The sequence below is a fragment of the Streptomyces sp. NPDC026062 genome, from assembly GCF_055568375.1.
In genome coordinates, this window is sequence record NZ_JBVHOQ010000001.1 from 263,443 (window position 1) to 278,610 (window position 15,168).

Consider the following 15,168-nt stretch of genomic DNA (forward strand, 5'->3'; position numbering starts at 1 on the left):
GGTGCGGGAGCGCCGTGGGACCGTGGCGCTCCCGCTGCTGACGGCAGGCGGCCGGGAAAACGCCACGTCATCCAGGTAACCCCCACTTCGCAGGGGCGGCGAGTCACTGGCAAGGGGTGTACTGCCAGTACATCGCTGCGACCGGGCCGGGGACGTACCGTCGAAGGCGTGGACAACCAAGCAGAGGTCCGCGAGTTCCTGACCTCGCGGCGAGCCAAGATCACCCCCGGACAGGCAGGCCTGCCCTCCGGGAGCCGGCGCCGGGTTCCCGGGCTGCGCAGGAGCGAGGTCGCCGCGCTGGCCGACATGAGCGTGGAGTACTACTCCAAGCTCGAACGCGGCAACCTCGCCGGTGCCTCCCCGGCCGTCCTGGAGGCCCTTGCCCGCGCCCTCCAGCTCGACGAGGCGGAACGTGCCCACCTGCTCAACCTCGCCCACACCGCCGACGGCTCCGACGCCCTGACCCGCCCCCGGCGCCGCTCGCCCCAGTGGAGGGCCCATCACAGCCTTCAATGGGTCCTGGACGCCTTCACCGCCGGCCCGGCCTTTGTCCGCAACGGCCGCATGGACGTGCTCGCCGCCAACCGCCTCGCCCGCGCCTTCTACGACGACGTCTACGCCACGCCCGGCAACCAGGCGAACCTGGCACGTTTCAACTTCCTCGACCCCGCGTCCCGGCACTTCTACCCCGACTGGGAGCAGGCGGCCGACGTCGCCGTGTCGATCCTGCGCACCGAGGCCGGCCGCAACCCCCACGACAAGGGCCTGCACGACCTCGTCGGCGAGCTGTCCACCCGCAGTGACGCCTTCCGCACCCGCTGGGGCGCCCACGACGTCCGCCATCACGGCACCGGCACCAAGCGCTTCCACCACCGCACCGTCGGAGATCTCACCCTCGCCTACGAGGGCCTGGAGATGGCCGCCGAACCCGGCCTCACCCTCACCGTCTACACCGCCGAACCGGGCTCGCCGTCCGAGGAGGGCCTTCGTCTGCTCGCCTCGTGGGCGGCCACACCCCGGACCCTCGCGCCACGCTCCGGTGACCGGGAACCCACCGCGGACCCGGCAACGGCGAAGCAGCGTCCCGGTCCTCGATCAGCGGACTGATCACACACGGAGCCGAAGGGGCACGGGGCCGGGCGGGCCTCGGCCGCAGGCTTCGGACACAGGCGTCGGGCACAGGGGCCGGATCCCGAACCCGTGCCCCGAACCCGGACGCGGCAGATCCAGGGCGCGGCAGGTTCAGGGCGCGGCATGGTGATCAAATCGTTGCCGCGCGGCCTACAACCGCGTGCGGCCCTCCGCTGTCCCACAGTCAGCCGGGAGGACGTGCCTCCGGCCGTGGCGCCTGCGTATTCGGTCAGGGCTGCGAACGACGGGGAGGGCTCGAATATGGGGACGACGTGGAAAGCGGTCGTGGCCGGTGGAGCGGCGGTCGTGTTCACAGGGGTGGCAAGCGTGCCGGCCGGGGCGGCGGAGGGCGGGGTCGCCTTCGGCCGGGTCTCGGTGAACAGCGGGAAGCCGATCGTCATCGGGGTCAAGGAAGAAGTCGTGGTGCCTGCGTCCTTCCGGATGACGACCGGACTGAAGTACGACGCCGGGCCGACGGTTTTCCCCTACCGGGGGAAGCCCGACACCGGAGACACCCTGCACAGCTCCGTCATCACCAGTGACTGCAAGGTCGTGAACCGGGCGCAGGGGATCTGCGACTTCAGGGAATGGCTGTACATCGACCCCCGGAACCCGGACTTCGGGAACGAGGACGCCGGCACCTGGCGAACCGCAGCTCGGGTCTTTCTCGCCGGTGATGCCCACGACACGGATGACAAGGCCCTCCCCCTGCAGGTCAAGCGAGCCACCCGCGTCACTGCCAACGCCTCCCCGGAGCCGGTCGCGAAAGGAGGGACGGTCACCGTGACCGGGCTGGTCACACGGGCGAACTGGGACACCCACACGTACCAGGGGTACGGGGGCCGCACGGTCAGCCTTCAGTTCAAGGCGGCGGGGGCCACCTCGTACAGGACCGTCAAGAAGGCGGTGTCGAGCAGGACAGGGGCGCTCAGGACCACGGTGAAGGCCACCGGACCGGGGACATGGCGGTGGACGTACTACGGGAACCCCACCTCCGGGGCGAAGTCGTCGACCGGGGATTACGTCGCCGTGCGGTAGGCGGCTTGTCCGGAACGCCGATACCGGCGGGCCGGGGCGGAGCGGAGCACCGGCACCGGGCACGGCGCGGGCGGACTCGACTGCCCCGGCTCTCCCCGGGTCCCGTTCGCGCGCCCGGATGACGGGCGGAGCCGCCTCCCCGGGCGACAGCCACCGCGACGCCCCGGACTGCCACCGCCGTGAAACACGGCCTACGCCTAGTCATTGCCCCCGTGCGGCGCACGCTCGCGCGGCGCTCCCGAGCCGGGCCCGATTGCCAGCGGGCGATCTGGGCCATAACTTGCCGGTATGGAGCTGGAGTTGCGCCATCTGAAAACCGTACGTGCCATCGCCGACACCGGAAGCCTCACCAAGGCGGCCGCCTCTCTCGGACTCGCCCAGCCGGCGCTGAGCGCACAACTGCGTCGGATCGAGAAGGCGCTGGGCGGCCCGCTGTTCGACCGGGACCACACGGGTGCGCGGCCGACGCTCCTGGGCGAGCTGGTGCTGGAGCGGGCGCGGGTGGTGCTGCCGGCCGTCTACGGGCTCCAGGAGGAGGCCGTACGGTTCGCCAACGCGTGGGGAGCCATGGAACGGTTCCGGCTGGGCGGCACGCACGGACCGCTGCTCGGCGGGCTCGTCGACCGGCTGGCGGCGGCGCACCCGGCGGCGCCGGTGTCCACGTACACCTCGTGGTCGGTGGCGGAACTGGCGTCCCAACTCGTGGACGGACGGCTGGACTTCGCGCTCATCGGGGCGTGCGGCGAGAGCCCGCCGCCGGTGGCCGACCGACTGGAATGGCAGGTCATCGGGGTCGATCCGGTCTTCGTCATGCTGCCCGAGACCCATCCGCTGGCCGGAGAGGCGGAGCTGGAGCTGGCCGCGCTGGCGGACGAGTGCTGGGCGGACGTACCGGGCGACGGCTGCTTCGCGGACTGTTTCGTGGCCGCCTGCGCGCGGGCCGGCTTCAGCCCGGTTTCGGTGTACGAGACGGACACCGTGTCGGTCGTCCATCTGGTCCAGGTGGGGCGCGCGGTCGGGCTGTGCCGGGCGACGTTCCCGCCGACGCCAGGCGTGGTGACACGTCCGGTGACCGGCTCGCCGCTCAGCTGGCGCCATCTGCTGGGCTGGCACCCCCGTTCGGCGGCCTCGTCGGCGGCGGCCGGAGCGGTGACCGGGCACACCCGGGCGGCGTACGCCCAGGCGGTGGAGCGCAGCGACAGTTACACCCGCTGGCTCGCCGCGCATCCCCGCTTCGGTGCCGCGTCCTGACGAAACCCCGGCCAGGGGCCCCGGCTACTGGGCGCCGTGCCCCGGGGCGACGGCCTCGACCCTGGCGGCCAGGTCCAGATCCTTCTCGGTGACCTTGCCCCCCGCGTCGTGGGAGTTCACGGACAGGGCGACGGTGTTGTAGCCGAGCGTCAGATCGGAGTGGTGGTTCAGCTCGTCCTGGATCTGGGCGACGTGCAGGGTGAGGCCCGCTGCCGCGAAGTGCGAAGGGAGCCGGTAGGTACGGGAGATCCGGTCTCCTTCCAGCGTCCAGCCGGGCAGTTCGCGCAGCCGGTTCTCGATCTCGTCCTGGGGCAGCGGTGCGGCGGGCATGCGGTGGCTCCTTCACTGGGAGGGTGCTGAGGATGCTGGGCGGATCAGGGAGCGGCGCGGATCCGCAGCGCCTTCCTGAGGCCTTGCTGGTCGACGATGCCGGTGACGTTACGGTCTCGGTATGACAACTGTCGCGCTTGACACGGGGGTAGGGCCGCTGCTGCGCAGCTGGCGGGAGCGGCGCCGGATCAGCCAGCTGGAGCTGGCGCTCCGGGCGGACTCGTCGGCCCGGCACATCTCCTTCATCGAGACGGGCCGCTCCCGCCCCAGTGAGGAGATGGTGCTGCGGCTGGCCGGCCATCTGGACGTGCCCGTACGCGAGCGCAACGCCCTGCTGGTGGTCGCCGGTTACGCCCCGCGCTACACCGAGACCGCCCTCGACGACCCCGCGATGGGCGCGCTGCGCGAGGGCATGGACCGGTTGCTCCAGGGGTACGACCCGTATCCGGCGTTCGTCGTCGACGGCCTGTACACCGTGGTGGCGGCCAATCAGGGGATGGCCCGGCTGCTGGACGGGGTGGCGGAGCATCTGCTCGCCCCGCCGCTGAACGCGATGCGGCTGACCCTGCACCCGGAGGGGCTGGCCCCTCGGATCCGCAATCTGCGGGAGTGGCGGGCCGATCTGCTGGCCCAGATGGAGCGTCAGATCGCGCTGGTCCGTTCGGCGGAGCTGCGTGCGCTGTACGAGGAGGTGGCGGGCTACCCGGTGCCGGCGGAGGCGGCGGGCGAAGCGGACCGGACCGTCTCCTCGTTCACGTCATCGCCCACCTCCTCGGTCCCCTTCGCCCGCCGCCTGGTGATCGAGCACGGCGGGCAACTGCTCTCCTTCGTCGCGTCCATCGCGACGTTCAACACTCCGATGGATGTGACTGTCGCGGAGCTGGCCATCGAGACGCTGCTGCCGGCCGATGCGGCCACCGCCGCGTATCTGCGGTCACTCATGTGCTGACGACGGGCCGGGCCCACGGGGCGTCCGCCCGCGCGAGGACCTGCGTGGCCAGGCACACCACGGCGAGGACCGCCACGGCCAGCACGAGCGGCAGGACCGGATGACCGTGCATGACGGCCACCGCCCCGACGAGGGCTCCGGCCAGCATGGCGGCGGCCGAGAGGATCCTGCGGCCCGCCCGGCTGCCGGGCCCTCCGGCCAGTCGGCCGTCGGAGGCGATGCCGGTGATGGTCAGGGTCAGTACGGTCGTCTTGAGATCGGGGACGGCGAGCGCCCGCGCGACCGCGTTCTGCAGGCCCAGTCCCAGGGCGAGCAGCACGATGAGGGTGAAGCGCACACCGCCGGTGTACGGGCTGCCCGAGAAGAACGTGACGACCAGCGCGGCCAGCACGCACGCCGTCTCCACGTACAGGGCGTGCAGCAGCATCCGTCCGCGGTGGGCGTGGGAGTGGGAGTGGGAGTGGGAGTGGTGGACGATCCGCCCTCCGGCCACCGCGCCGGCCACGAACCCGCCGAGTGCGACGAACGAGGCGGCCAGGGAGAAGCCGGGGGCTCCGGCGAACGCGAATCCGGCGAAGACCACGTTGCCGGTCATGTTCGCGACGAAGACCTGGCCCAGTTCCAGGTAGCTGACGGCGTCGACCAGTCCGGTGACGACGGTCAGGGCGAGCATCAGCGGCGGCAGCGGGCCGTGCCGGTCGTTCATGTCCGGTACGAGAGTGGTCCATGCCTCACGCAGCACCACGGGCAGGGGCATGGGCAGGGGCACGGGCACGCTCCGGATCACGACGGGGTGGGGGTCAGGATTGTGCCGCCGTCGTTGCCGCCGCGTGCCGTGGGCGGCGCGCGTCGCCCCCGCGTCGCTCGAACGGCGCAGGGGCGACAACGCCTGCCCGGAGGCGTGCCGGTCGAGGACGTGCGCTACACGCGCGCCCCGTTGTCGAGCGGGTCCCGCTGCCCGGCCCCGGGCTTCTTGCGCGAGGCGCGGGCGGGCGGCGGGGCCTTGCTGCCGCGCTCCAGGAGGAGTGCGGCCGGCACGGCGGTCATGACCGAGGAGTACGTACCGACGAGGATGCCGATCAGCAGGGCCAGGGCGAAGTCCGCCAGGGAGTCGCCGCCCAGCACCGCCAGCGCGACAAGGATGAACAGGGCGCCCATACCGGTGTTGACGGTCCGGGGGACGGTCTGCAGGACGGCCCGGTTCGCCACGTCGGACAGGGGCTTGTTGCGGGCCTTCGCCCACAGCTCCCGGACCCGGTCGAAGACCACGACCGAGTCGTTGACGGAGTATCCGATGACGGTGAGGAGCGCCGCCAGGAAGATGCCGTCGACGGTACGTCCCAGCCAGGCGAAGGCTCCGACCACGATGATCACGTCGTGAACGAGCGCCCCGACGGAGGCCACGGCGAACGTCCAGCGGAACCGGATCGCCAGATAGCCCAGTTGGACGATCACGGCGATGGCCAGGGCGATCAGGGCGTTGCGCCGCAGTTCGTCACCCAGGCTGGGGCCGATGAGTTCGTCGCGGACCTTGGTGGTCTCGCCGCCCTCCACGGCGAGGGCGGCACGCAACGCGTGTTCGCCGTCGTTGTCGAGGTTCCCGGTGCGCACCGAGATGTCACCGGCGCCGGCCGTGGTGACCTCGGCCTCACCGAAGCCCGCACCGGCCAGCGCGGTGCGCGCGCTCTCCACGTCGACGGGGCGGCTGGTGGCGTACTCGACGAGCCGGCCGCCGGTGAACTCGACGCCCAGGTTGATGCCGCGCACCAGGATCCCTGCCACCGCGACCACGACCAGGACGGTGGAGATCAGCAGCCAGCGCCGGGGTGAGCGCATCAGCTGCGGATCGCGGCGGGCGATCCAGGTCCGTACGCGACCGGGACTCGCGATGCCGTTGACGCCCCGGTAGTCGCTGACGAAGCGGGAACGGGCGGCGGTCTCGGTGAGGGCGCGGGCGATGACGAGTGCGGAGAACATCGACGCGAGGACGCCGATGCCGAGCGTGACACCGAAGCCCTTGACCGGGCCTGAGCCGAGGAAGAAGAGCAGACCCGCCGCGATGAGCGTCGTGACGTTGGAGTCGGCGACGGCGCTCCACGCATGCCGGAAACCGGCAGTGAGCGAGGTGCGCAGGGACTTGCCGGGGCGGAGTGTGTGCTCCTCTCTCGCCCGTTCGAAGACCAGCACGTTCGCGTCGACGGCCATCCCGATGGCCAGGACGAACCCGGCGAGTCCGGGCAGCGTGAGCGTGACTCCGAGGGCGACGAGCGCCGCGTACGAGATGACTCCGTAGGCCGCCAGAGCCACGGCGGCGAGCGCGCCGAAGAGCCGGTAGACGACGGTGATGAACAGTGCCGTGGCCGCGGCGCCGATGAGGGCGGCGCGGGCGCTGGCGTCGATGGCGGCGGCGCCGAGCGTCGGGCCGACCGTCCGCTGTTCGACGATCTCCACGGGCACGGGCAGGGCTCCGCCCTGGATCAGCAGGGCGAGTTCACGAGCCTCGTCGGCGCTGAAGGAGCCCGTGATCTGGGTCGATCCGGACGGCAGACCGGTGCCGCAGGCGACGGTCGGGGAGACCTGCGGCGAGGAGATCACCTGTCTGTCGAGGACGATGGCGACGCGGCGCCGTTCGTCCTGGACGGGATGGCAGGCCGCCTCACCCGTCAGCCGGGTCCAGTCCCGGCCCGCGTCCTTGTGGAAGTCCAGCGAGACGCTCCAGCCGGCGCCCTGCTGCGCGTCGAACGCGGCGGACGCCTCCTTGACTCCCGCGCCCGAGAGCGCGACGGGGCCGAGAGCGAGGGTGCGGTCCTGTTCGTCGGGGAGCGTCAGCCCTTCACCACCCGGCGTTCCGGGGCCCTGTACGGCATGGAAGGTGAGCTGTGCGGTCCTGCCGATGACATCGGCGGCCTTGCCCGGGTCCTGGACGTCCGGGAGTTCGACGATGATCCGGTCCTCGCCGGAGCGGGTCAGGGTCGGCTCGGTGACGCCGAGCGAGTCGATGCGCTTGCGCAGCACCTCCAGCGTGCGGTCGGTGCTCTCCCGGTCGGCCTCGGCGGTGTCGGAGTCCTTGGCCTGAAGCACCATGCGGGTGCCGCCCTGGAGATCGAGGCCGAGTCTGGGGGACATGGTCAGTGCGATGAGCACGGATACGAGCAGTACGGCCGCAGCCAGAACCGCCCGCACCATGGTGGCGCGGGTCATGCGTGATTCCTCCGAGGGACGGCCGGTCGCGGCCCAGCCCCCGAAGGGCGCCAGGACGGCGGGAACGGCACGCCAGTGATGGGGGTCGGGACCCGTGCCGGGTCCCCGGGCCGATGAGCGGCGGCCCTCGGAGGCCCGCGCACGCCGGGGAGCGCGGCGCGGAAACGGTCGGCGGAGTCGGCCGGTGCGGTGGGGGCGGCCCCGGGGACGGGGTGCGGCAGCGGGATCCCGGAAGGGAACGGCGGAAGGTGAGCGGGACCGGGCGGCGGCAGATGCTGCGGCGTCAGGGGCTGCTCCGCGGCGGCCCAGGGCCGGGGTGCCGTCGCCGGTCCCGGGCGGTGGACGCCGGCGGCGGTGGCCACGCCGGTGCGACGAGGGGTGGTACGGATGTCGAGGTGGCCCGGCGCCCGGCCGGCCTGATGGGTCCGTACGGTCCGGTCGTTCTGTACGGCCCGGCCGGCCGGATGGGTCCGTACGGTGCGGTCGGGCCGCGGGGAGCGGGCGGTGCCAAGGGAGCGGTCGGTGAGCGGGGCGGGTGGCCGGGTTCCTGCCGGAGCGCCGGCGAAGGGGGACGGACCGGCCGGAACACCGGTGAGGTACCCGGCCGAGGCGACTGCGGGTGTGCCGCCCGCGACGGTGAGGACCGCCAGAAGGAGCGCGGCGAGGAACTGCCGCACCGCCGCCACGTGCCCCCGGTGCGCCATGGTGTCCGGCCGGCTTCCGGGAGGCGCGTTCTCCCGGGGCGGCCCCGGGAGGGGGGTCACCCGGATCGGCCGGGCAGAGCCGGTGCGGCGGAGGCGTGGCGGAGTACTGAGCCGAGAATCAGCCCGGCACCCCGTACGACCGTGGTCGCCGGATCGTCCGCGAGCCTGACGGGGGCGCCGAGACGGACCGCGATCCGGTGGGTGATGTCCGGACGCAGCGCACCGCCTCCGGCGAGCAACGGGCCCCTGCGCAGGGCGCCGAGGAGCGCACCGTTGCGGTCCTGATGCCACATCCCCATGACCATGTCCAGGACGGCCCGGACGACGGCGGTGGGCGGCTCACCGGATTCCAGGTCGCTGGTCCCGGTCTCGGCCAGGCGAGCGTCACGGACCCTTCCGTCGACGAGGAGGGTCACCTCGGTCAGCTCGGCACCGATGTCGACGACGAGGAGCGGGCCGTCGTCGTGCGGTCCGGCGCAGGCGGCAGCGGCCCTGGCACTGTCCAGAACGATGACGCTCGACGGGCCGAGCCCGGCAAGGATGTCCCGGGCGGCGGCACGGTGTCCGGCTCCGGCGAGGACGGGGTGGCTGAGGACGATCACGGTGTCGCTGCGGTCGGCGCCCAGGGCCGCGTCGGCGATCCGGCCGAGCATCCGGCCGCAGGACTCCGGGTCGACGATGCGTCCGCGCCGGACCGGACCGCCGCCGTGCCCGTACTCACCGGCCGGGTCGGATCCGGTGTCCGCGACGACTCCCTGCCCGGGCATCCAGGCGCGCGTGCGCGAGCTGCCCAGATCGATCGCCAGCCCGCGGGTGATCCCGCCGTACCGCGGATGCGGCACGTGTCGCCGGTGCTGCCGGTGAACGGAGCGAGCCTGTCGCTGTCCGTCGCGCAAAGAACGCATCGCCCCTCACCCCCGGCCCGCTACTGCGGCCGTCCACACACCCATTGACCCGCTGATAGCGAGGCATGGCCGAACCCACACTATGCAATAGGGAGGCAAAGAAAGCCACTCCCTCAAGGAATCGAAGGAGGCGATGAAGCCGGGAAGCGAGGAGGCGATGAAAACGGGAAAGCGCGGCGCCCGGCATGAGCGATGGCGCCGCACCACGCGAACGCCGCCGGGCATGAGCGGTTGGGCCTCACCGCGCGAACGCCGCCGGGCAGCCGGGCAGCCGGGCAGCCGGGCAGCCGGGCAGCCGGGCAGCCGGGCAATCGTCGCCGGACGCCCGGGGTCACCGAGCGCGCCTGGTTCGACGCGTGTGCGGCCGACGTGCCTCGGCCGACGGGCGGATGGCCGGCCGCCGGAGACTCCCTTTCTCCGGCGGCCGCGCCGTCACGCCTCGGACGGCAGGAACTCCGCGATCAGCTCCGCGAACTCCTCCGGCCCCGCGATCCGCACACCCAGGTCCTCCGCCTTGGTCCGCTTGGAGCCGGCCTTCTCGCCGGCCACCAGGAGCGTGGTGCGCTTGGAGACGCTGGAGGAGGACTTCCCGCCGGCGCGCTCGATCAGCTCGTTCATCTGGTTGCGTGAGAGCTTCTCCAGGACCCCTGTCATCGCTCCGGTGACCACCACGGTCATCCCGCCCAGCGGCCGCCCGTCGTCCGCACCCGCACCGTCCGCCGCCGCGTCGCCCTCCTCGCCCGGCTCCGGCGGCGGCGTCGCGCCCGGCTCGGTCATGGTGACCCCGGCAGCGACCAGCTTCTCGATCAGCGGCGCGAGCTCCACCAGCTCCGCGACGACGCCGGCGGCCTTCTCCTTGCCGATGCCGTCGACCCGCTGGAGCGTCTCGACGTCGGCGGCTCTGATCCGGTCCATGTCCGCGAAGTAGCGGGCGATCCGACGGGACATGGAACGCCCAGTGCCTCGGACACCCAGAGCGCAGAAGACCCGGGAGAGCGGCTGTGCGCGCGCCGCGTCGATCGCGGCCAGCAGATTGTCGGTGCTGGTCTCGCCCATCCGCTCCAGGGCGAGCAACTGCTCGCGCTCCAGGGTGAAGAGATCGGCGAAGTCGGCAACCAGGCCGGCGTCGACGAGCTGGACCACCCGGGTCGCGCCCAGGCCCTCGATGTCGAGCTGGTCACGCCCCGCCGCGTAAGAGATGGAAGCCACCAGGCGGCAGTCACGGCCCCGGACACAGCGCCAGCGCTGCTCACTGCTGTCGATCTCGGAACCGCACTGCGGGCACGCCTCGGGAAAGACGACCGGCTGTTCGTCACCGGTCCGCAGATGGGCGACCGGTGCCTCGATGCGGGGGATGATGTCCCCCGCCTTGTAGACCATCACATGGTCGCCGATCCGCAGATCCCGGCGGGTGATGTCGGCCGGGTTGTGCAAGGTGGCGAAGCTGACGGTCGATCCGTCGATCTCGACCGGCTCCAGCACGGCACGGGGTGCGATGATGCCGGTACGGCCCACGTTCCACTCGACGCCGAGCAGGCGGGTGACCTTCTCGACGGCCGGCAGCTTGTACGCGATGGCCCAGCGCGGCGCCCGGGTGCCGGAGCCGGCGTCGCGCTGGTCGGCCGCGAGGTCCGCCTTGATCACGATGCCGTCGATGCCGAAGGGCAACGAGGCGCGCAGCGAGGCGACTTCCTCGATCCGCGCCTGGACGTCCTCGACCGTCGTGGCGGTGCGCGGCGCCACCGCCGTGTCCGCAGCCGTGTGGACCCCGAGCCCCGCCGCGTAGGCGAGGGTCTCGCTGTGGGGCAGCTCGGCCGGCGCGGCGGCGGGCTGCCCCGGGGCGGGCAGCGCCACGACACCGTAGGCGAAGAACGTCATCTCCACCGTGTAGGGACGGTCCTTGGCACGCAGGGTGCCCGCCGCGCCGTTGCGCGCGTTGGCGAAGGGAGCCCCGCCGTGTTCGGTGCGGAGCGTGTTGGCCTGTTCGAACTGCTCGGCCGTCATCAGGATCTCGCCGCGCATCTCGATCGTGACCGGCTCGGTGAGCTGCCGGGGCAGTCCGACGACGGTGCCGATCGCGTGCGACACGTCCTCGCCGGCGGTGCCGTCGCCACGGGTGATCAGCTGCTCCAGCCGGCCGGCGTGGTAACGGGCGGCGACCGCGAGGCCGTCGAGCTTCGGCTCGACGCTCCAGGCGGTGACAGGCCGGCCGATCCTGCGCTCCAGCGAGACGGTCCAGGCGGCGAACTGCTCGGCCGAGAACACATTGTCCAGGGAGAGCATGGGAACCGTGTGCGGCACGTCGCCGACCGCCACGCCTCCGGCCACCTTGCCGGTCGGCGACTCGGCGAGCACATCCTGCGGATGCTCCTTCTCGTAAGCGGCGATCCCGCGCGCCAGCCGGTCGTAGGCATCGTCGTCGAGCACGCTCTCGCCCGTGGCGTAGTACGCGGCGGCGGCCTGCGACGCCTCTTCGACCGCGGCGGCATAGGCGGCGGTATCGGCGAGCACAACAGCTGAGTTCGTCATGCCCCCATCCTGCCGTCCCTCACTGACAACGCCCTGGTCATGAGCTCCGGGGCGACACTTCGGGGCGGCCCTGGGGCCCGGTCCGCCCCCTCTGCGGTGCCATGCATCGAAAGCTCACGGAATTCCCGCACGAGAGAGCGCTCTCCCATCCAGGGAACCTTCAACCAGGTTCAACTGCAAGGAACTTGCAGCCCACCGCCTTCTATTGACATGCCTGCGACGCGCTCCTAACTTCCACGGAGAGAGCGCTCTCTCGCATGGTCCAGGAATCCCCCACTGCCCCCGAACAGGAGTGCCGTGCTCTTCTTCCGTCATCGACGCACCGGCGTGGACAGCCGCCCCGGATCCCTCCCGTCCAGGCGCCGCCGCACAGCCGCACTCGTCGCCGCCGCACTCGCCGTGTCCTTCCTCCAGGCGACCACCGGCAGCGCGGCCGCCGGGCCGGGCACGGGGGCCGGTACCGCCCCCGCCCCCAAGGCCGCCGCGGACGTCGTCCGGGTCGCCGAATTCCTCGCCGAATGCCCGTACACCCACCGGGCGCCCGACGACCCGATCGTCTTCCCCGGGCTGCCCGGGGCCTCGCACATGCACAGCTTCTTCGGCAACGACTCGACCGACGGCAACTCGGATCTCGCCTCGCTGGAGAAGGCCAGGACCAGTTGTGCGCCCGACACGGACCTGTCGTCGTACTGGGTGCCGACCCTCTACGACGGCGCCACGGAGATCGAACCCACGGGCACGACCTTCTACTACCTGGGCGAGGGCGTACGGGACGACATCATCCAGCGGATCGAGCCCTTCCCCCGGGGACTGCGGATCGTCGCGGGGAACGCCAAGGCGACCGGCCCCGACGACAACACGATCTCGCGCTGGTCGTGCCTGCACCACGGCGAGGTCGACCCGTCCCACGACTTCGTGAACTGTCCGGCGGGCGCGATGCTGGAGTCCTACCTGGACTTTCCCCAGTGCTGGAACGGCCGGGATCTCGACTCCGCCGACCACAAGAGCCACATGGCCTACCCGGTCGGGGGTGAGTGCCCCTCGACCCACCCCGTACCGGTCCCCAAACTGCGCCAGGTGCTGCGGTATCCCGTCAACGGCGACCCGGCGCGGTTCCGGCTGGCGTCCGGTCCGGGCTACACGATGCACGGCGACTTCTTCAACGTGTGGCCCGAGGCCGAGATGGCTCAGCGCGTCCGCGACTGCATCAACGCCATCGTGAAGTGCGGTGCCGACGGCACCCCCTGATCATCCACCACCCGTCCTCCACCCGCCCCGACACCCGTCCGATGCCTGCCCGATTGCTGTCCGATTGCTGTCCGATGCCCGTCCGGGGACCGCACGTCCCGGACGGGCCCTCTCAGGAGGACCTCGTGCCGAAGGCGGCCCGCACCGCAGCCGCGCTGTCCCTGCTGCTCCTTCTTGCCGGATGCTCGGCCCCGGCGAACTCACCGCGCCCGGCCGCATCCGCTCCCCAGCTGTCCGCTCCTCCTGTCTCCGCTCCCCCGCCCTCCACCCCGGCCGATCCCACGGACGCCGCCTGGGCCCAGCTGATGACCCCGATGAACGGGCAGGCCGTGACGTTGCTCTCGCTTGCCGTCCAACGGACGAACGATTCCCGGATACGGAGCTGGGCGGCCGCCCTGGAGACCTCCCAGAACGGCGAACTCGCCCGGCTACGCCCCCTGCTGGCCCGCATGGGGCTGCCCGACACGAATGTGCACGAGGGACACGACATGCCGGGAATGGTGACGGAGCGAGACCTCCGACGCGCCCGTACCTTCGAGGGCCGGGCGCTCGACCGCTTCGTCCTGGCGCGGATACGCGACCATCTGCGCCAGTCCGCACAGGTGTCGCGCTCCGAGACGAAGGCCGGCACCCGCCCGGACGCACGACGGCTCGCCGCCGCACTGCTGTCGGCCCGCCGGGCCGAACTCGACCGGCTGGCAAAGCTGTCGGAACACACCGGCTGATGCTCTCCGCCCCGTACCGCCAAGGCATGGGCGGCCGTTTCGGTGCTCTTCGTAACACCCGGTATAAAGACTGCATGACTGCCGACGCGCCGATGCCCGCACGCCCTGCCACGTTGGAGGACGTCGCCGGGGTGGCCGGGGTGTCCAGGGCGACGGTGTCCCGGGTGATCAACGGGGCGACCACCGTGGACCCGGCGCTGCGGCGGATGGTCGAGGAGGCGGTGGACGCGACCGGGTACGTGCCCAACCGTGCGGCCCGCTCGTTGGTGACCCGGCGCACCGACTCGATCGCGCTCGTCGTCTCGGAACGGGAACGACGCCCCGTCTCCGAGCCCTTCGTCGGCCGGATGTTCTCCGATCCGTACTTCGGGCGAGTGGTCGGCGGGCTGCTCGAAGTGCTGCGGCCGGCGGGGATCCAGCTCGTGCTGATGCTCGCCGACGACCAGGAGTCCCGCGACCAGCTGCTGTCGTACCTGCGCCACGGGCATGTGGACGGGGTAGTGCTGATCTCGTCGCACGCGGACGATCCGCTGCCGGGGCTGCTGCACGGCACCCGGCTGCCCGCCGTGCTCGCCGGACAGCCCCGCAGGCCGACACCGATCACCTATGTGGAGGCGGACCAGCGGGCCGGGGCCCGGTTGGCGGCCGATCACCTGGCCTCGCTGGGCCGGCACCGGATCGGCACCATTTCGGGTCCGCAGGACATGCCCGCCGGTCAGGCGCGGCTCACGGGCTTCCTGGACGCGCTCGCGGCGCACGGCATCCGGGACGTGGCCACCGCCGAGGGCGATTTCACCCATGCGGGCGGGGCAGCGGCCATGCGACGGCTGCTGGCGGACCGTCCGGACCTGGACGCGGCGTTCATCGCGTCGGACCTGATGGCATTGGGCGCCGTTCCGGTGCTGCTACGGGCCGGCAAGGACGTTCCCAAGGATGTCGCCCTCGTCGGGTTCGACGACAGCAGCGCGGCTCTGGCCTGCGATCCGCCGCTGACGACGGTCCGGCAGCCGGTGGAGGAGATGTCGGCGGAGATGGCCCGGCTGCTGCTGAGGCAGATCGGCAGCCCCGGTGGGCCGGCGCCTTCCGTGATCTTCCATCCCACACTGGTCCGACGGCAGTCGGCCTGACCTCAGCCGTCCTCCCGCCGCGGGTCAGCC

At 72.1% G+C, this 15,168-nt stretch carries 12 protein-coding genes; 7 read left to right on the plus strand and 5 right to left on the minus strand.

Annotated features, from left to right (window positions below; all coding sequences use genetic code 11):
- The first annotated feature begins 168 nt into the window (after positions 1–168).
- The 3 genes from ACZ4LX_RS01120 (at position 169) to ACZ4LX_RS01130 (ending at position 3,420) form a co-directional block, all read left to right on the plus strand.
- Positions 169–1,107: a helix-turn-helix transcriptional regulator gene (locus tag ACZ4LX_RS01120; RefSeq protein ID WP_467636459.1), complete on the plus strand. Its 939-nt coding sequence runs from the start codon at positions 169–171 to the stop codon at positions 1,105–1,107.
- A 285-nt stretch (positions 1,108–1,392) separates the two neighbouring features.
- Positions 1,393–2,169, plus strand: coding sequence for a hypothetical protein (locus ACZ4LX_RS01125; RefSeq protein WP_467636464.1), 777 nt, complete (start codon positions 1,393–1,395; stop codon positions 2,167–2,169).
- Positions 2,170–2,457: 288 nt separating this feature from the next.
- Positions 2,458–3,420 carry a LysR family transcriptional regulator gene (locus tag ACZ4LX_RS01130; protein ID WP_467636468.1) on the plus strand — a complete coding sequence of 321 codons (963 nt, stop codon included), beginning with the start codon at positions 2,458–2,460 and terminating at the stop codon, positions 3,418–3,420.
- 24 nt (positions 3,421–3,444) lie between these two features.
- On the opposite strand, the gene ACZ4LX_RS01135 is transcribed toward ACZ4LX_RS01130, so the two are convergent.
- Positions 3,445–3,750, minus strand: coding sequence for a 4a-hydroxytetrahydrobiopterin dehydratase (locus ACZ4LX_RS01135; RefSeq protein WP_467636473.1), 306 nt, complete (start codon positions 3,748–3,750; stop codon positions 3,445–3,447).
- Between the two features lie 121 nt (positions 3,751–3,871).
- Between ACZ4LX_RS01135 and ACZ4LX_RS01140 the strand changes: the two genes are divergently transcribed.
- On the plus strand, positions 3,872–4,699 hold the full coding sequence (locus ACZ4LX_RS01140; protein ID WP_467636478.1) for a helix-turn-helix domain-containing protein: 828 nt from the start codon (positions 3,872–3,874) through the stop codon (positions 4,697–4,699).
- Here ACZ4LX_RS01140 and ACZ4LX_RS01145 read toward each other — a convergent pair.
- From ACZ4LX_RS01145 to ligA, 4 genes are all read right to left on the minus strand, one after another.
- Positions 4,689–5,450 carry a YoaK family protein gene (locus ACZ4LX_RS01145; protein WP_467636875.1) on the minus strand — a complete coding sequence of 254 codons (762 nt, stop codon included), beginning with the start codon at positions 5,448–5,450 and terminating at the stop codon, positions 4,689–4,691. The two genes, ACZ4LX_RS01140 and ACZ4LX_RS01145, sit on opposite strands and share 11 nt — an antisense overlap.
- A gap of 170 nt (positions 5,451–5,620) precedes the next feature.
- Positions 5,621–7,900, minus strand: coding sequence for a protein translocase subunit SecD (gene secD / locus ACZ4LX_RS01150; protein ID WP_467636484.1), 2,280 nt, complete (start codon positions 7,898–7,900; stop codon positions 5,621–5,623).
- A 760-nt stretch (positions 7,901–8,660) separates the two neighbouring features.
- Complete coding sequence (locus ACZ4LX_RS01155; RefSeq protein ID WP_467636881.1) at positions 8,661–9,500, minus strand: rod shape-determining protein; 840 nt, start codon at positions 9,498–9,500, stop codon at positions 8,661–8,663.
- A gap of 441 nt (positions 9,501–9,941) precedes the next feature.
- Positions 9,942–12,038 (minus strand): NAD-dependent DNA ligase LigA, encoded by a 2,097-nt coding sequence (gene ligA / locus ACZ4LX_RS01160; protein WP_467636487.1) that lies wholly within the window; start codon positions 12,036–12,038, stop codon positions 9,942–9,944.
- 297 nt (positions 12,039–12,335) lie between these two features.
- On the opposite strand from ligA, the gene ACZ4LX_RS01165 reads away from it, so the two are divergent.
- The 3 genes from ACZ4LX_RS01165 (at position 12,336) to ACZ4LX_RS01175 (ending at position 15,138) form a co-directional block, all read left to right on the plus strand.
- A complete protein-coding gene (locus ACZ4LX_RS01165) occupies positions 12,336–13,286 on the plus strand; it encodes a DUF1996 domain-containing protein (protein WP_467636490.1) in 951 nt (316 codons plus the stop codon).
- 125 nt (positions 13,287–13,411) lie between these two features.
- Positions 13,412–14,011 (plus strand): DUF305 domain-containing protein, encoded by a 600-nt coding sequence (locus tag ACZ4LX_RS01170; protein WP_467636493.1) that lies wholly within the window; start codon positions 13,412–13,414, stop codon positions 14,009–14,011.
- 74 nt (positions 14,012–14,085) lie between these two features.
- Complete coding sequence (locus ACZ4LX_RS01175; protein ID WP_467636498.1) at positions 14,086–15,138, plus strand: LacI family DNA-binding transcriptional regulator; 1,053 nt, start codon at positions 14,086–14,088, stop codon at positions 15,136–15,138.
- Positions 15,139–15,168: the final 30 nt, after the last annotated feature.

What these genes read in the sequence shown, in the direction of transcription:
- ACZ4LX_RS01125 (WP_467636464.1), top strand. Translation starts at nt 1,393, where the DNA reads ATGGGGACGACGTGGAAAGCGGTCGTGGCCGGTGGAGCGGCGGTCGTG.
- ACZ4LX_RS01130 (WP_467636468.1), top strand. Translation starts at nt 2,458, where the DNA reads ATGGAGCTGGAGTTGCGCCATCTGAAAACCGTACGTGCCATCGCCGAC.
- ACZ4LX_RS01135 (WP_467636473.1), bottom strand. Translation starts at nt 3,750, where the DNA reads ATGCCCGCCGCACCGCTGCCCCAGGACGAGATCGAGAACCGGCTGCGC.
- ACZ4LX_RS01140 (WP_467636478.1), top strand. Translation starts at nt 3,872, where the DNA reads ATGACAACTGTCGCGCTTGACACGGGGGTAGGGCCGCTGCTGCGCAGC.
- secD (WP_467636484.1), bottom strand. Translation starts at nt 7,900, where the DNA reads ATGACCCGCGCCACCATGGTGCGGGCGGTTCTGGCTGCGGCCGTACTG.
- ligA (WP_467636487.1), bottom strand. Translation starts at nt 12,038, where the DNA reads ATGACGAACTCAGCTGTTGTGCTCGCCGATACCGCCGCCTATGCCGCC.
- ACZ4LX_RS01175 (WP_467636498.1), top strand. Translation starts at nt 14,086, where the DNA reads ATGACTGCCGACGCGCCGATGCCCGCACGCCCTGCCACGTTGGAGGAC.